General features: G+C 70.9%; 19 protein-coding genes. 10 read left to right on the top strand and 9 right to left on the bottom strand.

The annotated features are described in order from the left end of the window. Window positions 1–8: 8 nt before the first annotated feature. Complete coding sequence (locus ABZ883_RS32600; RefSeq protein ID WP_360912609.1) at window positions 9–938, bottom strand: SDR family NAD(P)-dependent oxidoreductase; 930 nt, start codon at window positions 936–938, stop codon at window positions 9–11. 405 nt (window positions 939–1,343) lie between these two features. Then, the gene (locus ABZ883_RS32595; RefSeq protein ID WP_360912607.1) at window positions 1,344–4,850 is read right to left on the bottom strand and encodes a phosphodiester glycosidase family protein; all 3,507 of its coding nucleotides are present in this window, start codon (window positions 4,848–4,850) and stop codon (window positions 1,344–1,346) included. 418 nt (window positions 4,851–5,268) lie between these two features. On the opposite strand from ABZ883_RS32595, the gene ABZ883_RS32590 reads away from it, so the two are divergent. Together ABZ883_RS32590 and ABZ883_RS32585 are read left to right on the top strand one after the other, a co-directional pair. Next, complete coding sequence (locus ABZ883_RS32590; protein ID WP_360912605.1) at window positions 5,269–6,111, top strand: enoyl-CoA hydratase/isomerase family protein; 843 nt, start codon at window positions 5,269–5,271, stop codon at window positions 6,109–6,111. A 68-nt stretch (window positions 6,112–6,179) separates the two neighbouring features. Further along, window positions 6,180–7,148, top strand: a complete 969-nt coding sequence (locus ABZ883_RS32585; RefSeq protein WP_360912603.1) for an MIP/aquaporin family protein — start codon at window positions 6,180–6,182, stop codon at window positions 7,146–7,148. A gap of 23 nt (window positions 7,149–7,171) precedes the next feature. Here ABZ883_RS32585 and ABZ883_RS32580 read toward each other — a convergent pair whose 3' ends face one another. After that, on the bottom strand, window positions 7,172–7,924 hold the full coding sequence (locus tag ABZ883_RS32580) for an SDR family oxidoreductase (protein WP_360912601.1): 753 nt from the start codon (window positions 7,922–7,924) through the stop codon (window positions 7,172–7,174). Between the two features lie 413 nt (window positions 7,925–8,337). On the opposite strand from ABZ883_RS32580, the gene ABZ883_RS32575 reads away from it, so the two are divergent. The 3 genes from ABZ883_RS32575 (at window position 8,338) to ABZ883_RS32565 (ending at window position 10,132) form a co-directional block, all read left to right on the top strand. Next, window positions 8,338–9,105: a hypothetical protein gene (locus ABZ883_RS32575; RefSeq protein WP_360912599.1), complete on the top strand. Its 768-nt coding sequence runs from the start codon at window positions 8,338–8,340 to the stop codon at window positions 9,103–9,105. A 311-nt stretch (window positions 9,106–9,416) separates the two neighbouring features. Continuing rightward, entirely contained in the window at window positions 9,417–9,674 is a 258-nt protein-coding gene (locus tag ABZ883_RS32570; RefSeq protein ID WP_360912597.1) for a hypothetical protein, read from the top strand. A gap of 233 nt (window positions 9,675–9,907) precedes the next feature. Continuing rightward, window positions 9,908–10,132 carry a hypothetical protein gene (locus ABZ883_RS32565; protein ID WP_360912595.1) on the top strand — a complete coding sequence of 75 codons (225 nt, stop codon included), beginning with the start codon at window positions 9,908–9,910 and terminating at the stop codon, window positions 10,130–10,132. Window positions 10,133–10,857: 725 nt separating this feature from the next. Here the strand turns inward: ABZ883_RS32565 and ABZ883_RS32560 are convergent. Continuing rightward, window positions 10,858–11,307, bottom strand: coding sequence for a DUF2199 domain-containing protein (locus ABZ883_RS32560; protein WP_360912701.1), 450 nt, complete (start codon window positions 11,305–11,307; stop codon window positions 10,858–10,860). 330 nt (window positions 11,308–11,637) lie between these two features. Here ABZ883_RS32560 and ABZ883_RS32555 point away from each other — a divergent pair, with 330 nt between their 5' ends. Next, complete coding sequence (locus tag ABZ883_RS32555; RefSeq protein ID WP_360912593.1) at window positions 11,638–12,252, top strand: PadR family transcriptional regulator; 615 nt, start codon at window positions 11,638–11,640, stop codon at window positions 12,250–12,252. 70 nt (window positions 12,253–12,322) lie between these two features. Here the strand turns inward: ABZ883_RS32555 and ABZ883_RS32550 are convergent, their stop codons facing one another. From ABZ883_RS32550 to ABZ883_RS32540, 3 genes are all read right to left on the bottom strand, one after another. Beyond that, window positions 12,323–13,366 (bottom strand): alpha/beta hydrolase, encoded by a 1,044-nt coding sequence (locus tag ABZ883_RS32550; RefSeq protein WP_360912591.1) that lies wholly within the window; start codon window positions 13,364–13,366, stop codon window positions 12,323–12,325. Between the two features lie 216 nt (window positions 13,367–13,582). Beyond that, window positions 13,583–14,617, bottom strand: a complete 1,035-nt coding sequence (locus ABZ883_RS32545) for a nitronate monooxygenase (RefSeq protein WP_360912589.1) — start codon at window positions 14,615–14,617, stop codon at window positions 13,583–13,585. 74 nt (window positions 14,618–14,691) lie between these two features. After that, window positions 14,692–15,309 carry a TetR/AcrR family transcriptional regulator gene (locus ABZ883_RS32540; protein ID WP_360912587.1) on the bottom strand — a complete coding sequence of 206 codons (618 nt, stop codon included), beginning with the start codon at window positions 15,307–15,309 and terminating at the stop codon, window positions 14,692–14,694. Window positions 15,310–15,450: 141 nt separating this feature from the next. Here ABZ883_RS32540 and ABZ883_RS32535 point away from each other — a divergent pair, with 141 nt between their 5' ends. The 4 genes from ABZ883_RS32535 to ABZ883_RS32520 all read left to right on the top strand — a co-directional run bounded on the left by ABZ883_RS32535 (window position 15,451) and on the right by ABZ883_RS32520 (window position 18,420). Continuing rightward, a complete protein-coding gene (locus ABZ883_RS32535; RefSeq protein WP_360912585.1) occupies window positions 15,451–15,831 on the top strand; it encodes an SgcJ/EcaC family oxidoreductase in 381 nt (126 codons plus the stop codon). 51 nt (window positions 15,832–15,882) lie between these two features. Continuing rightward, entirely contained in the window at window positions 15,883–16,185 is a 303-nt protein-coding gene (locus tag ABZ883_RS32530) for a muconolactone Delta-isomerase family protein (protein WP_360912583.1), read from the top strand. A 134-nt stretch (window positions 16,186–16,319) separates the two neighbouring features. Continuing rightward, complete coding sequence (locus ABZ883_RS32525; RefSeq protein ID WP_360912581.1) at window positions 16,320–17,594, top strand: YbfB/YjiJ family MFS transporter; 1,275 nt, start codon at window positions 16,320–16,322, stop codon at window positions 17,592–17,594. 112 nt (window positions 17,595–17,706) lie between these two features. After that, window positions 17,707–18,420 (top strand): SDR family oxidoreductase, encoded by a 714-nt coding sequence (locus ABZ883_RS32520; protein ID WP_360912579.1) that lies wholly within the window; start codon window positions 17,707–17,709, stop codon window positions 18,418–18,420. Between the two features lie 116 nt (window positions 18,421–18,536). Here ABZ883_RS32520 and ABZ883_RS32515 read toward each other — a convergent pair whose 3' ends face one another. Beyond that, window positions 18,537–19,235, bottom strand: a complete 699-nt coding sequence (locus tag ABZ883_RS32515) for an SDR family oxidoreductase (RefSeq protein WP_360912577.1) — start codon at window positions 19,233–19,235, stop codon at window positions 18,537–18,539. A gap of 209 nt (window positions 19,236–19,444) precedes the next feature. Beyond that, window positions 19,445–20,053 carry an NAD(P)H:quinone oxidoreductase gene (gene wrbA, locus ABZ883_RS32510; RefSeq protein ID WP_360912575.1) on the bottom strand — a complete coding sequence of 203 codons (609 nt, stop codon included), beginning with the start codon at window positions 20,051–20,053 and terminating at the stop codon, window positions 19,445–19,447. Window positions 20,054–20,173: the final 120 nt, after the last annotated feature.

Below are 20,173 nucleotides of genomic sequence, written 5' to 3'. Positions count from 1 at the left end.
GTGCTGTCTCAGCTGCGGCCGGCCTCGTGCAGGAAGCGGTGGGAGATCTCCCAGATGCGGTCGGCGTTGTCGAGGTCCAGGGCGTAGGGGGCGACGCCGCTGGTCCAGCCGTTGCCGTCGGGCACCTGGACGGCCTCGTTGCAGTCCTCGAAGTAGCGTCCGCCGATGCCGGTCAGCCGGGGCGAGGTGGCGACGAGGATCGTGGTGGCCGCGCCCTGCTCGACGGTCTTGCGCAGCTCGACGGGGGTCCGCAGACCGCCGGTGTGCTTCTGCAGGTTGGTGGCGATGGCGCCGGGCATCAAGGCGTTGGCGGTGATGCCGTCGGCGGCCCAGCGCTGGTTCGCCGCGACGGCGAACAGCACCGTCGCCGTCTTGGACTGCCCGTAGGCGCCGATCGCGTCGTAGGCGCGGTAGCGGTAGTTGATGTCGTCGAAGACGACGGGGGAGATGAGGTGTCCCTGGGAGCTGACGACGACCACGCGGGCGTCGCCGCCGGCGGCGAGTGCGCCGTGCAGGCCGTCTGCCAGGGCGAAGTGGCCGAGGTGGTTGGTGGCGAACTGCATTTCCCAGCCCTCGGGCGTGCGCTGGAGCTCCGGGACGGCCATGACGCCGGCGTTGTTGATCAGCAGGTGCAGCGGGCCGCTCCAGGACGAGACGAAGGCCGCGACCGACTCCTGGTCGGACACGTCGAGGCGGCCCACGTTCACGTTCTTGTTGCCGGTCGACGCGGTGATCCCGGCCGCGATCCTCTCGCCGGCCTCCGTGTTGCGTACGGCCAGGGTGACCTCGGCACCGCCGGCCGCCAGGACGCGCGCCGTCTCGATGCCGATACCCGATGACGCGCCGGTGACAATGGCGCGCCGACCGGTCAGGTCGATACCTTCCGCGACCTCGGCGGCCGTGGAGGAGAATCCGAAGGGGGTGGTGATGCGAGTCATGGTGCGAAGCCTTGCCTGTAGTGGGGGCCCGACGGCGATCGGATCGCCGTCGCGCGTCTCCTGTGCCCGACCTGCCGGCAGGCCCCTGGCGCGTGCCTTTGACGTCGGGAACGCTCCGGGGCGTGCCTGCTCAGGCCGACACGGCCATACTGGGTCCGGGTTCGCGGGCGAGCCAGAACCCTGCGAACCCTGGGACTGACAGGGTTACCCCCAGGATCGTGTTGCTCTGCCGCACCTCACTTGCCCTGCGATCCGCCATGACTTGCGACAGGCGTCTCAGGGCCCGGGCCGGCGGTGCGGCCTCGACTGGGAAACGCGGGACGCCGAAACGCAGTGGGGCGGCCGGCGGCTCCGTGAGGAGTGCCGGCCGCCCCCATTCATGGTGCGGTGCGGGGCGTCAGCCCCTTACGGCTGGGAAACGACCAGGTTGAGCGTGCTCGTGATGCCGCCCGCGGTCACCGAGATCGTCGTGGTGCCGGGCTTGAGCGCCGTCAGCGCTCCCGTCACCGGGTCGATCTTGGCGACCTTCTTGTTGGAGGTCGTCCAGACGTGGGACATCGGGTCGGCCACCGGCATCGTCGGCGGGTCGCTGATGTCGTTGCCGTTGGCGTTCACCGCGGTCGCCGTGAACTGCTTCGCCTGACCAGCCACCATGGTGTCGGTGCGCGGAGCGGCCGCGTCGGGCCCGGCGGTGCCCTGGTCGATGGTCATCGACTTGAGCATGGCCTCGACCGAGTACTGGACCGTGCCGTCCTCGTTGACGTGGAACAGCGCGAAGTGGAAGAGGCCTCCCTTGTCGGCCGCCACGTACGGTCGCGTGCCGATGTCGGCGATCGTGAACTGCGGGATGCCCAGCTTGGCGTCCGCCTCGTTGCCCAGCGGGTCGATGAGCTGGTTGGCGAAGCCGCGCGAGTGGCCGTACATCAGGACCACGTGCTGCTTCGGGTGGGACAGCCGGTAGTCCTGGATCAGCTGGAGGTACTGCTGCGCCTCCCAGCGGTTCGAGAACTGGTTGGACTTGTTCGGCGCGTGGTCGTAGGCGGGCATGTGCACACCGACGAACACCACCGGGGTGGTCGCCTTCTCCAACTGCTGCGCCAGCCACGGGTACTGCGGCTCCGCGGGCTTCTGGAACTTGTCGGAGACCGCGATCGAGCCGCTGGAGTTGTCCAGGCCGATGAACGTCGTCCGGCCCTGCTGGAACGAGAAGTGCGTGTTCTGCTGGAAGACGTCGTAGAAGTTGGTGTTCTGCGGGATGGCGCCCTGGCTCACCTCGTGGTTGCCGACCACGTCGTACAGCGGCAGGCCGAACTTCTCCCACTGCGCCTTCGCGTAGGCGAGGTCGTCCTTGGTGCCGGTGTCGGCGATGTCGCCGAGGCTCAGCGCGACGTCCGGACGGGCCTGCACCGGCAGCGGTGCGACGGTCTGGCCCGACGCGGTCCGGAACGGCGTGCCGGTCGTACGGTTGACCATGCCGGCGATGTTCTTGACGCTCGTCGAGTCGGGGTTGGCCGCCACCAGGTGGCCGTCGTCACCGATGATGAACGTCTGCCCGCCGGGACGGAAGTCGGCCGGGTCCTCGGTGTACTCCAGCCAGGACGGGTTGTTGGGGTTGATCGCCTGGTAGGGCGTGGCCTGCGTCGGCGTGCCGACCGAGTACTGGAGCTTCATGCCCGCGAAGGTGAACTTGCCGACGTTGGCGCCGGTCGCGTTCTGGCCCACCAGGCTGATGTCCTGGATGGTCAGCGGGTAGGAGGTGAAGACACCCCAGACCAGCTTCGCGCTCCGCTCGTTCCACCGGTTGTAGTCGCTCGGGGCCAGTTCGAGCCAGAGCCCCATCAGGTGGCCCTCGGGGTCCGAGACGTTGAGGACCATCCACGACTTCTGCGGCGCGGCGCTCTCGACCTTGAACTGGAAGCGCAGGCTCTGCGGGACCTGGCCGAGCTCGTTCTTGTCGGCCTTCACGCCGGCGCCGTTGTTCGGCACCACGCGCACCCGGTGCTGCTTGGTGTCGTTCGGGAACGAGTACTGCACCTGCAGCGCCCGCGCCTGGCCGGAGCCCGGCGGCACGTCGGTGGTCTCGGCGAAGTGGTCGGCGGGCACCGTGACGGCGCCGCCGTCCGCGCGCATCATCCACTCGGCGGCGTTGTCGGCCGTCAGCAGCGGCGTGATGACCGAGCCGATGCTCAGCACCGCGGTCGCCGTGCGGCCGCCGGCCGCGGCGGTGAGACGGACCTCACCGCTGCCCGTGGCGGCGGCGGTGAACACCCCGGTGGCCGGGTCGATCCGGCCCAGGTCGCTGCGGTCGAGCGTCCAGGTCACGGACTCCGGCGCGACGGTGACCGTGGGGGACCAGCCGTTCGTGCCCTGCACCGTGAACTTCTGCGCGGCGTTGTTGGCCAGGCCCTGCTGTGCGGGGGAGACGGTCAGCCGGTCGAACGCCGGCGCCACCGTCAGATCGATGTCGTCGGTCTTGCGGCCCGAGTGCACGGTCAGCGTGCCGGAACCGGCGGAGCCTGCCTTGAAGACGCCGTTCACCCACGTGCCCAGGCTGCTGGGCTCGACCGTGACGGAGACCGGGTCGCTGGTGGGGTTCCCGTCGCTGTCCGTCGCGTACGCCTTCACCTTCGAGGCGACGCCCTCGGCCGTCGACAGGTCGGCGCCGTCGTTGATGAACGCCCTCTTGGCCGGCCCGGCCTCGGTCGCGGTCGAGTAGACGAACAGGCCGTTGGCGACCGGTCGCTCGGACAGGTCGGAGGGGGTGTTGGCCAGCGTGGCCTGCGTGTCGCCCGGCCGGCGCACGGCCATGCCGGTCGAGCCGCCGCCGTCGAGCAGGACCGCGTCCCGCACACCGATCGACTGCATGTAGGAGGCCACCTGCTGCCAGCCCACGCCGAGCGCGACGTTCGCGGCCTTCTGGCCGTCGAACGTCGCCATGACCAGGTGCCCGTCGGCGGTGCTGCCGATCACGGACTCCGGGTGCAGGCCGCTGGGCATCTGGTTGACCGGGTCCTGGAAGACCGCGCCGTCCTTGAGGATGCGGCCCGGGCCCTGGATCATCTCCTGGATGTCGTTGTTCGGGCTGATCCGGTGCGTCGTGGTCACGACCGAGCCGACATGGACGTTCTGCTGGATCCACTGGCCGCCCGCGCTGGCCGCGTCCCCGCCGACCAGGCCGTACTGCCCGGCCGCGATCGAGTCACCGGTGGTCACGCCCGTGATCCGGATCGTGGCGCCCTTGTCGTCGGAGGTACCGAGCGCGATGACCTTGGTGCCGCCGAACCAGGTCTTCGCGACGTCGCCCAGCCGCGGCGTGACCTGCGTTATGCCGTTGCCGGTCGCGTCGGCCAGCCGGTTCACCGAGGTGAGCGGACGGCTCGCGCCGCCGTCGACGGCGACGGAACCGCTGAAGACCTGGTCCCCGTAGGCCACGGAGCCGTTCCGCAGCACCGAGATCGTGCCCTCGTGGCTCGACGTCGGGCTCTTCCAGATCTCACCGCCGACGATCTCGCCGTCGTTGGCCTGGCCGGACGCGTTGATCTGGAAGTACCCGCCGTTGATGCCGGCCACGGCTCCGGTACGGACCGCCATCGACGTGGTCGTCTCGTCCAGCGGGTCGACCACGGCGTCGTGCGAGACCACGACACCGAGCCGCACGTTCTTGCTCCGGGTGTCCGCGGACACGACGTTGACCGGCACCCGGCCGTCGATCGCGTCGACCGCGCCGCTGGAGTAGGTGACCCCGTCGGTCACCGGCGCCGGCTTGGTCATCGTGTGCTGGGTGATCGTCGACCAGGAGTCGAGCTGCTGCGGGAGCCACGGCGTGCCGCCGTCGGCGGAGGCGAATGAGGAGGCCGGCGTGGACGTGCTCGCCAGAACGAGCGCGAGTGCGGCGACGCCGGTCGCCATCATCCCGCGACGGCCCGCGGAGTGAACCCGCAAGCCGGTGCGTTGTGTTATCAAACTGAACATGATCCAAAGGAAACCCACAGGTACTGAATGCGGCGGCTCGTCACGTTGAGGAAGAACCATCTGTTGGGTGAACGTCGGGCCGCGTCCATTCCCATTGGCGTTGTTTCGATGTAAAAAACCTGGTCCGGCACCGCGTCGGTGGGGGAGGAGGCGGGCGGGCCGGACAAGTCGTCCTCCCCGGCGGCCGGGCCCCTTGACCGTGACTTCGGGACAACCAGGGCATGCGGGACGCGAGCACCGGCACGACGCTGCTCGAGCGGTTGGCCCGGCCCGACCCCGCCGGCTGGGGGACCGGGCCCTTCCCTCCGCTGGACGCGACCGGGTTGCCGCTCCCTCACCGGACATTAGTGTCGGGCCCATGGACTCACCGACGCGGTTCTCGTTGACCGAGCACACGCCCACGTACTGGCGCGTGACCTTCGACAACCCGCCGGTCAACCTCGTGGACGCGACGATGACGAGCGAGCTGGACGCCGTCTTCACCCGTGCTGAGGAGGCCGGAGTCGCGGTCGTCGTCTTCGACAGCGCGGACCCCGAGTTCTGGATCGCCCACTACGACCTCTCCGCCAAGGACGAGCTGGAGCACGTACTGGCCCACCCGCAGGAGGTACATCCCTTCACGGCCCTCCTCACCCGGCTGAGCAAGCTCCCCATGGCGACCATCGCCTCCGTCAGGGGCATCGCGCGCGGTGCGGGCAGCGAGTTCCTGCTCGCCGCCGACATGCGGTTCGGCAGCCGGGAGAAGGCCGTCGTCGGCCAGTTCGAGATCGGCATGAGCGCCATCCCCGGCGGAGGACCCGCCACGCGCCTGCCCGCACTGGTCGGGCGGGGCCGGACCCTGGAGATCCTCCTCGGAGGCCTCGACCTCGACGGAGACCTCGCCGAACGCTACGGCTACCTCAACCGCGCCTTCCCCGACGCCGAACTCGACGGCTTCGTCGACGAACTGGCGTCCCGCATCGCCTCGTTCGACCTGCAGACGATCAAGGACATCAAACACTTCGTCAACGTCGCGACCCTGCGGCCCGACGGCGAGTTCAAGGACCAGATGGACGCCTTCTGGGCCGCGGTGAACCGCCCCGCCCAGCAGCACGTCGCACAGCACCTGTTCGAGGCCGGTCTCCAACAGCGCGGCGAGCTCGAACGCGACCTCCCGCACTGGGTCACGCGGTTCCAGTACCGCGCCGGCGCCGACGCCTAGACCTCCGCCGAGCCCGGCGGTCATCGGCGGGCTGCCGTCCCCGCACGCCTGGTCACGAGGGAGCCCTGATGGCCGTTGAGATCCCGCCCCTGGTGAGCCCCGCGCGGATCCGGCGCCGGGAGGGCCTGCTCGGCGAGTGCCTCGCCGAGTTCCTGGGGATGTTCGTCCTCGTCTCGTTCGGATGCGGCGTGGCAGCCATGGCGGTCGCGGCGCTGCCCGGTTCGGGCCGCACCGCGGGAGCCACCACGAGCTTCGTCGGTGCCGGCGACTGGGTCATGCCGGTCCTCGGCTGGGGCCTGGCCGTGACCTTCGGGGTCTACGTCGCCGGCGGCGTCAGCGGCGCGCACCTCAATCCGGCGGTCACGCTCGCCTTCGCGGTGCGGCGCCGGTTCTCCTGGGCCAAGGTCGTCCCGTACATGTTCGCGCAGCTCGTCGGCGCCTTCGCGGGGGGCGTCCTGGTGTACGCGGTGTACCACGACGCGATCAGCGCCCTGGACCAGGCGATGAAGGGGCCGAAGACCGACGGGCACACCCTGGCCAGCTTCTCGATCTTCGGCACGGTTCCCGCGCCGTACTTCCACGGCAGCATGTGGGGCCCGCTCGTGGACCAGATCGTCGGTGCCGCGTTCATGCTCATCTTCATCATGGCCGTCATCGACCTGCGCAACCCGGCCGTCCGGGTCTACCTGGGGCCGGTCGTCATCGGCCTGGCGGTCGCCGCCATCGGGCTGTCGTTCGGCGCGAACGCGGGCTACGCCATCAATCCCGCCCGCGACCTCGGCCCGCGGCTGTTCGCCTGGGCCATGGGCTGGGGGCAACTCGCCCTGCCGGGCTCGCAGCCCGGCGCCTTCAGCGACTACTTCTGGGTGCCCATCGTCGGTCCCCTCGTCGGCGGCGTCATCGGGGTCCTCGTCTACGACCTGTTCATCGGCGACGTCCTCTACATCCGCACGCGCATGGCCAAGCCCCCGGAGGTCGGCTGCACGCGCCCGGTGACCACCACGCCGGACAAGAGCGCCCTCACGCCGCGCGGGTGAGGGCGCCGGCCGGTTTGCCCGGATCAGGCGGCCCGGACGAGCCCGCCGTCGACGAGCAGCTCGACGCCGGTCACGTAGCTGCTCTGTCCGGAAGCGAGGAACAGCGCGGCGGAGGCCTGCTCTTCAGGCCGCGCGACGCGACCCAGCGGGACCGAACCGGCCAGCATGCCCTTGAAGTCCTCGTGGCTGACGCCTTCGGGAGCGGCCTCGTCCACACCAGGGGTGTCGGTGGAACCAGGGGCCAGTGCGTTGACGCGAATACCGCGGCCCTTGAGTTCACTGGCCCAGGTGCGGGTGAAGGAGACGATCGCCGCCTTGGCGGCGGCGTAGACACCCAGTCCGGCGATGGCGGAGCTGGCGGCAATGGAGGACGCGAGAATGACCGACGCGCCGTCGTTCAGCAGAGGCAGGGCTTTCTGCACCGTGAACAGCGTGCCGCGCATGTTGAGCCCGACGACCTGGTCGAAGTGCTCCTCGGTGACCGCCTCCAGGGGCACGAACCCGCCGCCGCCGGCGTTCGCGAACAGCACGTCGATGCGACGGCCGTCGTTGCCGACCGTGGCGAAAAGCGTGTCGAGATCGTCAAGGTTCGTGACGTCGCCGGCCACGCCGGTGGCCGCCGGTCCCATGGAGGCCACGGCCGCGTCGAGCTCCTCCTTGTTGCGGGCAGTGAGGTAGACGTGGGCGCCTTCCTCGGCGAAGCGCCGCGCGGCGGCGAGGCCGATACCCTTGCTGCCACCTGTGACGACCGCGACCTTGCCGTCGAGCTGACCCATTTCACGTACCCCATCTCATTCGGCATTCCGGATTGATTCGGATGACATCCGCTCCCTGCGATTAGATGTCGTGCCCTGCACGGGGATCAATGACGAATTCGATCACCACCCATACCCCTGAGGTATGGCAGGCGGATCAGGGCGGCGGGCAGCGGGCGGGGCGGGCAGATGGGCCACCGCTTCCGCCTGTGGTACCGGCTCGGCGGGACCGGGTTCCCCCGTGCGGAGGAGCGGCAGGGTACTGAGGCGCCGGGTGCCGGCCGGTGCCGGCTGACATCTTCTGTGGTGCCGGGTCGTCCGGCACCAGTCACTGGAGGGCCCACGCCGGCCGCACGAGGCTACGGGCGTACCGGCCCCCACATGATCGTCATCCGCCGGATGGCATCGGACTGGACCGTAGGAAGTGGGGTTTCATGCGCGCGTCCGTCCGTTCGCTCGTCGCCGCCGTCGCCGCCGTCGCCGCCTCCCTGATCGTGGGCGCCGTCGCCGCGCCGCACGCCCAGGCCGGCGGCCTCGTCGGCGAACTGCAGATATCCAGTGTCGTGGTGAACTCGGGGAGGGCCGTGGCGGTCGACTCCTCCGGCACGGTGTCCGTGCCCGCGTCGATGTTCGTCTCCGATTGGGACGGCCTCGCCGGCGCCGGCGGGACGCTGTACCACGGCGTGAGCACCACCGACAACGACCGGACCGCGCAGCTCACCGGTTGTCAATGGCCGTCCAGTCCCGCCCGCGTGAGTGCGACGTGCGCCATGAAGGGCACCCTCGACGGACTGAAGCACTCGCAGGCAGGCACATGGAAGATGTCCGCCGACGCCTACGGCGGCTTCTTCCTGCAGCACCGCCACATCGACACCGCGGCGACCTTCGACGTACTGCGGGCCAGCAAACTGGTCGCGGGTGTCGGGCCCCGGCCGGTCAAGGGCCAGGTGGTCACGCTGTCCGGTCGCCTGACCCGGGCCAACTGGGAGACCCACGTGGATGAGGACTACGCCGGCAAGCAGGTGCTCGTGCAGTTCTGCTCATCCACGTGCAGTGCCGGTTGGCCCCTGACGACCGACAGCAACGGCCGCTTCCAGGACACCGTTTCCACGGGGGTGGCGGGCTTCTGGAAGGTCTCCTCCGCGGCCACCGCCGACACCGCGGCGCCCCGCCCCGCGTCCACTTCGGTCGTCATCTGGTGAGGCGCGCGACCGGATCGGCGACGATCCAAGATCGCCTGCGCCGCGCGACGGGGTGCGTTTGAACGGGACGGGACAGCCGGTCGGCTGTCCCGTCCCGACGACGTTGGTCGTCAGGGAGCGCTGACCTGCGTGGACTGGGTTCACCGATCTGGATGTCGCAGGTCACAGCCCAGCCTGTGCATGGCTGGTCAGGAGGGAGGAGCGCCTTCCGCGCTAGGCTCCGTTCAGACTGGGCGGGGGCGATGATGGAACGGTGGCCTGAGGGACCCGCCGCTGATCCGGAAGCGGCGCGGGAGCGGTACGCCTCCGGCATGCGGTCGGTGCGCACGTCACTGCCAGAGGTGATCAGGGCAGATCTGCCCGCTGCGCACTTCGGTCTGGGGATCGTCATCGTCGCGAGCGTGATCGTGGGCCTGCTCGTGGGACCCGTCGCTGGGGCCCTGGTAGCAGGCGCCTTTGCCGCTCTGTTCCTTGTCGCTCTGCTGGTCACGTTCATTCGCGGCATTCGAGGTCCGGAGGCGGGGCGACGGGCCTATCGCTTCACGTTCGGTTGGGCGAACTGGGTGTAGGCCCGGCGGGGGCTCAGTACCCGTAGTGACAGGTCGGGAGAAGGCGACAGGACGCCGCCGGGACCGCCGTCTCCTACCGCTGCTCCGAGAACCGCAGCGTCGTCATCCCCCCCCGACACCTACCGCATTGACCGGTGCGTCCGGCACATGATCCGCCTCCTTGACGTGTCCATTGCAACGGTGTGAGGATGCCGGTGATCCAGTTGTAGCAACGAGCTCTTCGTGGAGGGGACATGAACAAGCGCAGAGGCGCCTCGGTCGCCGTGGCCGTGGCCGCGACGCTCACCGGGATGCTGACGCTCGCCGCCCCGGCGAACGCGAGCGTGCCGTACAAGGTGTATCCGACGAGCGAGGCCTGCAAGACGGCCGGCAAGAAGTTCGTCGACTCCGGCCAGGCCTACCAGTACACGTGCACGTGGGACAGCCCGGGCTTCCTCCTGACGCTCTGGCTTCCCTGACGTCGGCGGAACACCTGGGAACAGGCGGGCGGGCGGCGCCGGACAGGACTCCTGTCCGGCGCCGCCGGCCGACACCTGGTGCCCGGCTGCTGGCAGCTGCGCAGCCGTGGTCCCCTCGCGCCGGCCCGGCGAGCGCTGTTCGGGATCGAGCTCCGGCCGCGGCTTCGTCCCTGGCGGTCAACTCCCGGAGCCGGAGCAGGTGGAACAGCGCAAGGCAGCGTCGACAGTGGTCCCGGGGACGCGCAGACCTCCCGGGGCCGGTCCGGCGCAGGGGCGTGCGGACATCGCGGGTGCCGGTAGCGCGACAGCCACCGGACCCTCGCGGGCATGACAGGATCCAGCGTTCCCGCCCGTTCGAACCTCCACCCGGCCCGGGCGCACGCCGGCCGAGTCACCGCCGGACCGTCTACGCGGCGCAGGAAGTGGTCAGGAGCGTGCCGACGTTCCCGCTCAGCCATGACTCGAAGCCGACGTGCCGCCCGGTCGTCGCCGTCCCATGAGCAGCCTGGGAACTGGCGCCCACCGTGCGGCCAGCGAAACGTGCGCACCGGAGCGACATCCTCGAACCGACCCGTCACACCGCCCTGCCTGATCCGCTCCAGCCGGTAGGGCCATCCAGCACCCCCCAGCGCTCTCGGTCGCGCTCGAGCGAGCTAGGCAGGACAACGGTGTCCTGTCTCAGCGAAGTTCGACCAGTATCAGTGAACTTTGGCCGACGCGGCCAGTCAGGCCGGGTGGAGCACCGCCGTGGCGATCTCACGCACGCGGTCCTGCGTGATCCCGGAGCGCTGTTCGACGGCGAGCGGGTGGTCGGTGGGCTCCAGCTCGATGAAGGGCCGCTTGCCGACCGGTCGAGTGTGGGTGTTCGTCTTCAGGTTGGCCGTGCTCTCGGGATAGAGCGCGAGCTCGGTGCTGAGCCAGCCGAAATACGGCTTCTCGGCCTCGCGGCCCTCCGTGTTCCACACCTCAAGGGCACGGGCGAAGTTTTCCCTACTCAGTGAGACCCAGACGCCCCAGGAGAAGCCGTCCTGGCTGCCGATTACGGGTATCTCGATCAGGCCCCTGATGAAGAAGTGCTGGCCCTTGATCACGCACTGGTCGGACGACAGCATGCTGTCCGGATCGCTCTCGAAGCTGTGATCCCATACGTCCGGGGCCATCGTCGAGTAGCTCATGGGGAGCTCTGCGTGGTGCTCGCCGCAGCACGAGCACGTGAAACCGAGATCGTTAGACATGCCGTGAGCCTAGCGAGACCTGTACAGGGGTCACCCTTGACCGTCCAGTCGCTCTCGGCGTGCTGCCGCCATTATCCAGGGCGCGGCTGGGTGGCCCCATCTGGTGAAACTTCGATGAGACGAACAGGCCGGTCGTCAATCTTCGGTGAGACCGGTGCATCTTCGCTGAGACAGGACAAACGGAAACCCTTCCACGGGCCTTGTCGGTCGACAGGTTCCGATATATCGTTGAGGCATCGCGATCGTACGACGATGGAGGGAAGCGACATCATGCGTTCCTATGGACATGGACACTTTGGCCCCGGTCATCACGGCCGGGGCGAGCACGAGGGTGACGGGCGGCGGGCCGCGTTCGGGCCGTTCGGGCCGCCGTTCGGAGGGCCGGGGCCCTGGGGTCCCGGGCCCTGGCACGGGGGGCGTGGCGGACGGGGCGGGCCTCGGGGGAGGGCGCGGCGCGGGGATGTCCGCGCGTCGATCCTCGCCCTGCTCGCCGACCGGCCCATGCACGGCTACGAGATGATCAGGGAGATCGCCGAGCGCAGCGGCGGCGCGTGGAAGCCGAGCCCCGGCTCGGTGTACCCGACGCTGCAGTTGCTGGAGGACGAGGGCCTGATCAGCAGTGAGTCGGAGGGCGGCAAGAAGCTCTTCACGCTCACCGAGGCCGGCCGCGCCGAGGCGGCGGAAGGGCCGGACGCCCCCTGGGAGGAGGCCGGGCGTGGCATCGACTGGGATGCCATGAACGAGATCCGCAAGGCGGGCGGCGGTCTGGTCGACGCCTTCCGGCAGGTCTGGGCGACCGGTACGCCCGAGCAGCGCGACAAGGCGCTGGCCGTGGTCAACGAGGCCCGGAAGAAGCTGTATCTGATCCTCGCCGACGAGGACTGAGAACTGAGGGCTGAGGGCCGACGCGCGCCACGGCGGCCCGGGACGGGATGTCCCGGGCCGCCGTCGTCCCTCAGAAGCCGTCGACGTCGACGACCGCCTGCGCGAAGGCCTCCGGTGCCTCCTGCGGCACGTTGTGGCCGATCCCCTTCAGGGTGCGGTGGGCATACGGCCCGGCGAACTTGCCCCGGTAGGACGCACCCTCGCCGGCCGGGGTGAAGGGGTCCGTCTCCCCGTCGAGGGTGATCGTGGGCACCGTGATGACGGGGCCGGCGGCGAGCCGCCGCTCGATCAGTTCGTACCGGTTCTCGCCCCGCGCCAGGCCCAGGCGCCAGCGGTAGTTGTGGATCGCGATGGCGACGTAGTCGGGGTTGTCGAAGGACGTCGCGGTGCGCTCGAACGTGGCGTCGTCGAAGGCCCACGTCGGGGAGTTGAACTCCCAGATCTGGCGCGCCAGGTCGTGCCGGTTCTGCTCCAGGCCGAGCCGGCCCCGCTCGGTGGCGAAGTAGTACTGGTACCACCAGGCCCACTCGGCCTTCGGGGGGAGCGGGGACTTGTTGGCCTCGCGGTTGGTGATCAGGTAACCGGTCACGGAGACCAGGGCCTTGCAGCGGTCGGGCCGCAGCGCCGCGACGATGTCCGCGGTGCGCGACCCCCAGTCGTAGCCGGCCAGGATCGCCTTCTCGATCCTCAGCGCGTCCATGAGGGCGATGATGTCCTGGGCGATGGCGGCCTGTTCGGCGTTGCGGAACGTGCGACCGGAGAGGAAGCGGGTCGTGCCGTGACCGCGCAGGTGCGGGACGATCACGCGGTAGCCCTCCGCCGCGAGCAGCGGCGCGACGTCGACGTAGCTGTGGATGTCGTACGGCCAGCCGTGCAGCAGGATCACGGCGGGGCCGTCGGCCGGACCGGCCTCGGCGTACCCGATGTCCAGGACGCCGGCGTGGACCTGCTTCAGCGGTCCGAACGACGTGCGGCCGCCCGGTCCGGTACGGGTCGCGGCTTCCGGCCGTCCGGGCGTCGCGGCGGAGGCCGCCGCCGCGGGGAGCGCGCCGGTCAGTGAGACCGCCGCCGCTCCCGTGCCGAGGACCTTGCCGAAAGTGCGCCTGTCGATCATGTGGAACCTTCCTTCACGTCCGCGTGCGGCGGAGGCGGCCGGATGCCGCGCTTCCGCTGCTGCCCTGCGTGGTCGCAACCCTCGCACGGATCATCGTCACCGGTCAAGATGGTGACGCGACGAGGGCGGCATGAGACGGCAGAGGGCGGGACTTCCGGGTCAAAGGTGTGCGTTGGAAGGGCTGTTGGCGGCCTCGCGCCGGGCGCGTCGTACCGCTCAGAGTTCGGCGGCGAGCCGCCGCAGGATCTGTCCGGCCGGCTCCGCCGCGGCTTCGCGGTAGCCGGTGCCCGCCCACAGATTGATCAGCTCGGGGTCGCCCGCGGCGGTCGCGGCCTTGCGCATCGGGCTCGTCAGGTGGTGCAGCGCGGGATAGCCCAAGGGGGCGGCCGCGCTGTGCCGTTCGGTGAAACCGTTGCGCAGCGCACGGGCGGGACGGCCGGTGAAGGCCCGCGTCACGACGGTCCCCTCCCGCGCGGGGTCGGTGAGCGCCGCCCGGTGCGGGCGCGAGGTGCCCGCCTCGTCGGCCAGCAGCAGAGCGGTGCCGGCCATGACCGCCCCCGCTCCGGCGTGCAGCGCCTCGGCCACGGCCCGCGGGGTCGACACACCGCCCGCGGCGACGAGCGGCAGGGACACGGAATCCCGTACCCGGCCGACCAGTTCGGGCAGAGGCACGGACTGCGGTGTGCGCTCGGGGGTGAGGGTGCCGGAGTGGCCCCCGGCCGCCGAGGCCTGCACGGCCAGCGCGTCCACGCCGGCCTCCGCGGCCAGCCGGGCCTCGGCGGGCGAGGTGACCGTCTGGACGACCAGGCTCCCGGCGGCGCGCAGCGCGGCGACCACCGCCGCCTGAGGTATGCCGAACGTGAAGCTGACGACCGGCACGGGGTCTGACAGCAGCAGGTGGACCTTCTCGTGCCACTGGTCGTCGTCCTCGACGACCCCGGTCGCCAGGACGTCGATGCCGTGGGCCCGGGCGTCGGGGGCGACCGCCCGTGCGTAGCGGCGGTACGCCTCCGCGTCGACCGGGACGGGATTCGGCGCGAAAAGGTTCACCCCGAAGCCCACTCCCGCCGAGCGGACCTCGGCGATCTGCCCGGCCAGCGCCTCCGCGGTGCGGTAACCGCCGGGGAGGAAGCCGAGACCGCCGGCCCCGGCCGCCGCGACGACCAGCGCGGGCGTGGTGGGGCCACCTGCCATGGGGGCGGCGAGGACCGGGAGGTCCGCACCCAGGGCGGCCAGGGGGGAGTGGGTCATGGTTGCTTTCCTCCTGCGGGACGGCGCGGCGCGGCGCGGGGACCGGCGGGGCGGGCCCCGCGCCGCGGCCGTCGTCAGACCGTGGCGGGCTCCTGCGGCGCGTGGGCACCGAGAAGTGCCAGGCAGTTCGCCCAGAGCATGCCGAGCGGGGACGTGTTGTTGTACAGCTTGGCGAACAGCACCTGGCCCTCGAGCTGGGCGACCACGGAACGCGCGGCCTCGTGGAGGTCGGCGACGTGCACCTCGCCGCGGTCGCGGGCCTCGGTGACAACCGCCTCGACCATCGCGACCTGGGCGTCGAAGATGTCCTGCAGCCGGGCGCGGATGGCCTCGGTCTGGTTGCTCATCTCCAGGGTGAGGTTGCCGAACATGCAGCCCGACACCGTTCCGCAGCTCTGCTGCCCGGCCCGCTGCTCGGCCTCCGTCTCCTCGAAGAGCTGCCGCAGCCGCTCCAGCGGAGGCGCGTCGCCGTTCATGATGCGCGACCAGCCGGCCCGCTGGATCGCCCAGTGCTCGTCGATGACGGCGAGGGCCAGGGCCTCTTTGGACTCGAAGAAGTAGTAGAAACTGCCCTTGGGCACCCCGGCCGTCTTGCAGATCTCGGCCACACCCAGAGCTGAGTAGCCGCGCAGTTCGATGAGCGATTGCGCCGCCGTGAGGATTTTCTCTCTGGCATCACTGGTCCGTCCCATGTTTGCCAGTATACGACCGCTCGACTACGGTCTACTAGACCGGTCGGCTACTTGACCGACCGGGTCCAGGCCGCGCCCGACCCCCCGTCCGTCCGGGAGGGAGCCGGCACCCGTTCCGCCGTCCCCGAGGAGCCCCCCACCGTGAGCGCCGACACCGAGACCCACCCCCTGCACGACGTCCTGAGCCGCTGGCAGGCCGCCTTCGACACCCACCAGAACGACGCCATGGCCGGCCTGTTCACCTCCGACGCCCTCTTCCAGGGCTTCGGGCCCGAGGTGCTCGCCGGCCGCGACGCCGTGCGCGACTACTACGCGGCCGTGCCGGAAGTGCGCCGGGCGCACATCGGAAAGGTGCACGCGTACGCGATCGGCGAGGAGGTGGCCGGCGGGTTCGCCGACGTCACGTTCAAGGACCCGGACGGCTGGGCGGCTTCGGTCCACCTCTCGCTGGTCCTGCAGCGCGAGGGCGGCGACTGGCTCATCCGCCAGTACCACGTCTCCCGCGTCGCCACCGACCACTGATTCCCCGACCCCCGCACCCCCCATCAGTACGCGTTCACGAGAGGCAGCACCATGCAGGAGTTCCTGGTCGAGCTCACCACCACCGTTCCCGAGGGAACCGACCCGGCCGAGGTCGACCGCCGGCGCGCGGCCGAGGCCGTTCGCGCCGCCGAACTCGCCGCGACCGGCCACCTGGTCCGACTGTGGCGCCCCGTGGGCGAACTGCGCAGCATCGGGCTGTGGCGCGCGGACGACGAGGCCGACCTCCTCGAGAACGTCCTCGGCACACTGCCGCTCGCGCCCTGGATGACACGGGTCGTCACCGCCCTGCAGTCGCACCCCAACGACCCGGACCGGACCGCCGCGGCAGGCTGACCACACGTCCCGTTCCCCCCACCCCGCGCTCCACGCCGCCGCTGCTCACGCCGGCCACGACCGCCCCCCCCGTGGCCGGCGCGAGCAGCGGTTTCCGGCATGCCCCGGAGCAGGACCACCCGAGGATCCCCGTCATGCACGAGTCCGCCCTCCGTCCGGCCGCGGCACGCGGCGAGCCGTCCCGTTCCCCCTGGGCCCACGTGCTCACCGCGGCTGCCGCGCTGGCCGCCGCCATGGGTGTCGGCCGCTTCGTCTACACCCCGATCCTGCCCCTGATGCAGGCCCAGGCGGGGCTGACCGCCGCGGGCGGCGCGCAGGTGGCCACCGCGAACTACGTCGGCTACCTGGTGGGCGCCCTCGCGGGCATCTGCCTGCCGCGGCTGCTGCGTTCCTCCGCCGTGCTGCGCGGCTGCCTGGCCGTCCTCGTGGTGAGCCTCGCCCTGATGCCGGTGACGCACGCCACCGAGGTGTGGCTCGCGCTGCGCCTGGTGGCGGGCGCCGCCAGTGCGCTGGTCTTCGTCATCGCCGTCAACTCCCTCCACGGCCACCTGCGCGGACACCCGGCCCACCTGCCCGGCTGGGCCTTCGGCGGCGTCGGTGCCGGTATCGCGCTGTCCGGCCTGCTCGTCCTCGCGCTGCGCGGGCTGGGCGACCTCGGTGACTGGCGGGCCGCGTGGTGGGTGTCCGCCGCGCTGGCGGCGGCACTCTCCGTGCCGGCGTGGACGATGCGGCCCGAGCCCTCGCCGGAGCCTTCCGGGCCCGGGGCCGCCACGGCCGCCACGGCCGCCCCGACGGGCGCGCGCGGCCGCCGCCCGTTCGCCGCGCTCTTCGCCTCCTACACGCTGGAGGGCATCGGCTACATCATCGCCGGAACCTTCCTGGTGGCCGCCGTCGGCCAAGGCGCGCCCGGCTGGCTCGGCAGCGGCGCCTGGGTGCTGGTGGGCCTGGCGGCCGTACCGTCCTCCGCTCTCTGGGCGGCGCTCGGGCGGCGCTGGTCGCGCCCTGGCCTGCTGCTCACCGCGCTGATCGTCCAGGCCGTCGGGATCGCGCTGCCCGCACTGGTCGGCGGTGCGGCGGCGGTCCTCGTCTCGGCGCTGCTCTTCGGGGCGACCTTCCTCGGGGTGAGTTCGCTGGCGCTGGCGACGGGCACGCAGCTGCGGTTTCCCCGCGCTGTGGCGCTGCTCACCGCGGGGTACTCGGTCGGCCAGATCGCCGGCCCGCTGGCCGCCGCGCCGCTGCTGCACCACGGGTACCACCGGGCGCTGGTCCTGGCGGCCGTCGTGGTCCTGGCCGCTGCGGTCGCGGCCCTCGTACTCCGTATCGGCTTCCCGCGTGAGAGCGGCACCGAGGGCCTTCGCGGTCCGGGGTCCGGCCCGCGCCGCGAGCCCGCGGCGGCCGAGCGCCGGTAGGAGCGCAGGGCCGAGCGGCCCTTTGACGATTGTGGACCGGTCGTCTACCTTGTAGACGACCGGTCGGATAGCGCCGGTTGAACCCCTTTTCCACCGTTAAGAGAGGGACACCATGAGCAACCAGGGTCAGAAGGTCGCGGTCGTCACCGGCGCCTCGCAGGGCATCGGCGCCGGCATCGTCGCCGGGTACCGCAAGCTCGGATACGCCGTCGTCGCCACCTCGCGGACCATCCCCGAGTCGCACGACCCGGAGATCGTCACCGTCCAGGGCGACATCGCGGTCCGCGACACCGCCGAGCGCGTCATCGCCACCGCCATGGAGCGCTTCGGCCGCGTCGACACCCTGGTCAACAACGCCGGGATCTTCGTCGCCAGGCAGTTCCACGAGTACACGGAGGAGGAGTACGACGCGGTGCTCGGCGTCAACGTGAACGGCTTCTTCCGGATCACGCAGCTCGCCGTGGAGCGCATGCTGGAGCAGGGCGGCGGCCACATCGTGCAGATCACGAGCGCGCTCGCCGACGCCGCCAACTCCAACGTGCCCTCCGTGCTCGCCTCCCTGACCAAGGGCGGCCTGCAGTCCGCGACCAAGTCCCTGGCCATCGAGTACGCCACCCGCGGCATCCGCAGCAACGCGGTCTCGCTCGGCACCATCAAGACCCCGATGCACGCCGTCGAGCACCACGAGGCCCTGGCCGCCCTGCACCCGGTGGGCCGGATGGGCGAGGTGGACGACATCGTCGACGCGGTGGTCTACCTGGAGAACGCCCCGTTCGTCACCGGCAACATCCTCTACGTCGACGGCGGCCAGAACGCCGGCCACTGAACGACGGGGACCTCGCTGTCCGTCACGGGGGAGCGGACAGTCCCCGCCCCGAGTACACGTGAACTCCACCGGCCCCAGGGGTCGGTGGAGTTCACGTGTGTGCGCTCGGGGCGGCGTCAGGTGCCGGGGACGGTGCCCACGGGGTGCGACAGCATGGCCTTGATCTGCCGGGTGTGATCGTCGGCGAGGACCTCGGGCAGATCCGCGGCCAGGGCGTCCATGGTCAGTTCCGCCACGGTGGCGGCGCTGATCTTCGGTGCGTCCGTCCAGGCGCTGAGGTCGGTGTCCACGTAACCGGAGTGCACGCCGACGACCAGGGTGCCCTGCGCCGCGAGCCCCTTCCGTATGGCGTCCGTCAGCGACCACTGCGCCGCCTTGGAGGCCGCGTAACCCGGGGACGCCGCCTGCCCGATCCAGGAGGCCAGCGACAGCATGTTCACCACCGCTCCTCCGCCGTTGCGGGCCAGGACCGGCGCGAACGCCCGGGAGACCCGCCAGGTGCCGAAGTAGTTGACCTCCATCGCCTCGCGCGGGCCGTCCAGGGGGCCTTCGAGGAGACTCGCGGTCGCTCCGCCGACACCCGCGTTGTTGACCAGGATGCCGACGTCACCGGCGAGGGCGGCGGCCGCCGCGACCTGGTCCGGGTCGGTCACGTCCAGGCGCAGCGGGATGACGTCCGGGTCGACGACGCTCTCCGGGTCGCGAACCCCCGCGTAGACCTTGGCGGCGCCGCGGTCGAGCAGCGCCCGGGCGAACGCCCGGCCGATTCCGCGATTGGCGCCGGTCACCAGGGCGACGGAACCTTCGATGTTCATGGGGGGCTTCCTTTGCGACGGGCGCCGCCCGGCACGGCGGCGGTGGCATCGAGTCCGTCCGGGGGGCCCGACGGCTCGATCGCAGGCGCGAACGCACCTTGTGGTGCCAGGCTAGGCATCTAACTTTAGTTATGCAAGTCAGATGAGCCGGTGCCGCCTGCGAGGCGGCACCGGCCCATGGGAGCCTCTCGGCGTACTCGCGCCGAGGGTCAGGCGGCCTTGACGCGTGCGGCCAGCCGCACGACGCGCTCGGCCTGGATGCGGGCGGCGGTACGCGTGATGTCGTCAATGGGGTTGCTGCCCTGGCCGTCCACGTGGGAGGTGCCGTAGGGGTTGCCGTCGACGAACTTGCTCGGGTCGGTGAAGCCCGGGGTGACCGTGATGCCGCCGAAGTGGTGGATGGAGTTGTAGAGCGCCAGCAGCGTCGACTCCTGGCCCGCGTGGGCGGTCGCGCTGGAGGCGAAGCCGCTGTAGACCTTGTCGGCCAGCTTGCCCTGGGCCCACAGGCCGCCGAGCGTGTCGATGAACTGCTTGAGCTGAGAGGAGACGTTGCCGAAGCGGGTCGGGGTGCCGAAGATCACGGCGTCGGCCCACTCGACGTCCTCGGGGGTGGCGTGCGGGACGCCGGCGGTGGCCGCGTGGTTGGCGGCCCAGGCGGGATTGCTGTCGATCGCGGACTGCGGGGCCAGCTCGGCGGCCTTGACGAGGCGGACCTCGGCGCCGGTCTTCAGGGCGGCGTCGTGCAGCTCCCTGGCGATCTCGGTGATGGTGCCGGTGGAGGAGTAGTAGACGATCGCGAGCTTCACGGGGGTGGTCACAGGGGTGCTCCGTTGGTGTGTGTGGGGTGGGAGACGGCGACCGAGCACTAGTCGACCGGTCGCCTATGAAAAGCTAGACGACCGGTCTACAAGTGTCAAAGGTGGTGAGTGAACGCCGGG

Origin of the sequence: Streptomyces sp. NPDC046977 (genome assembly GCF_040644455.1) — a bacterium.
Classification (GTDB): domain Bacteria; phylum Actinomycetota; class Actinomycetes; order Streptomycetales; family Streptomycetaceae; genus Actinacidiphila.
This window is presented reverse-complemented; position numbering and strand designations above follow the sequence as displayed.

Bases quoted from the DNA above. Each gene is read 5' to 3' on its own strand.
- ABZ883_RS32600 (WP_360912609.1), bottom strand. From the start codon at position 938: ATGACTCGCATCACCACCCCCTTCGGATTCTCCTCCACGGCCGCCGAG.
- ABZ883_RS32595 (WP_360912607.1), bottom strand. From the start codon at position 4,850: ATGATGGCGACCGGCGTCGCCGCACTCGCGCTCGTTCTGGCGAGCACG.
- ABZ883_RS32590 (WP_360912605.1), top strand. From the start codon at position 5,269: ATGGACTCACCGACGCGGTTCTCGTTGACCGAGCACACGCCCACGTAC.
- ABZ883_RS32585 (WP_360912603.1), top strand. From the start codon at position 6,180: ATGGCCGTTGAGATCCCGCCCCTGGTGAGCCCCGCGCGGATCCGGCGC.
- ABZ883_RS32580 (WP_360912601.1), bottom strand. From the start codon at position 7,924: ATGGGTCAGCTCGACGGCAAGGTCGCGGTCGTCACAGGTGGCAGCAAG.
- ABZ883_RS32575 (WP_360912599.1), top strand. From the start codon at position 8,338: ATGCGCGCGTCCGTCCGTTCGCTCGTCGCCGCCGTCGCCGCCGTCGCC.
- ABZ883_RS32570 (WP_360912597.1), top strand. From the start codon at position 9,417: ATGCGGTCGGTGCGCACGTCACTGCCAGAGGTGATCAGGGCAGATCTG.
- ABZ883_RS32565 (WP_360912595.1), top strand. From the start codon at position 9,908: ATGAACAAGCGCAGAGGCGCCTCGGTCGCCGTGGCCGTGGCCGCGACG.
- ABZ883_RS32560 (WP_360912701.1), bottom strand. From the start codon at position 11,307: ATGAGCTACTCGACGATGGCCCCGGACGTATGGGATCACAGCTTCGAG.
- ABZ883_RS32555 (WP_360912593.1), top strand. From the start codon at position 11,638: ATGCGTTCCTATGGACATGGACACTTTGGCCCCGGTCATCACGGCCGG.
- ABZ883_RS32550 (WP_360912591.1), bottom strand. From the start codon at position 13,366: ATGATCGACAGGCGCACTTTCGGCAAGGTCCTCGGCACGGGAGCGGCG.
- ABZ883_RS32545 (WP_360912589.1), bottom strand. From the start codon at position 14,617: ATGACCCACTCCCCCCTGGCCGCCCTGGGTGCGGACCTCCCGGTCCTC.
- ABZ883_RS32540 (WP_360912587.1), bottom strand. From the start codon at position 15,309: ATGGGACGGACCAGTGATGCCAGAGAGAAAATCCTCACGGCGGCGCAA.
- ABZ883_RS32530 (WP_360912583.1), top strand. From the start codon at position 15,883: ATGCAGGAGTTCCTGGTCGAGCTCACCACCACCGTTCCCGAGGGAACC.
- ABZ883_RS32525 (WP_360912581.1), top strand. From the start codon at position 16,320: ATGCACGAGTCCGCCCTCCGTCCGGCCGCGGCACGCGGCGAGCCGTCC.
- ABZ883_RS32520 (WP_360912579.1), top strand. From the start codon at position 17,707: ATGAGCAACCAGGGTCAGAAGGTCGCGGTCGTCACCGGCGCCTCGCAG.
- ABZ883_RS32515 (WP_360912577.1), bottom strand. From the start codon at position 19,235: ATGAACATCGAAGGTTCCGTCGCCCTGGTGACCGGCGCCAATCGCGGA.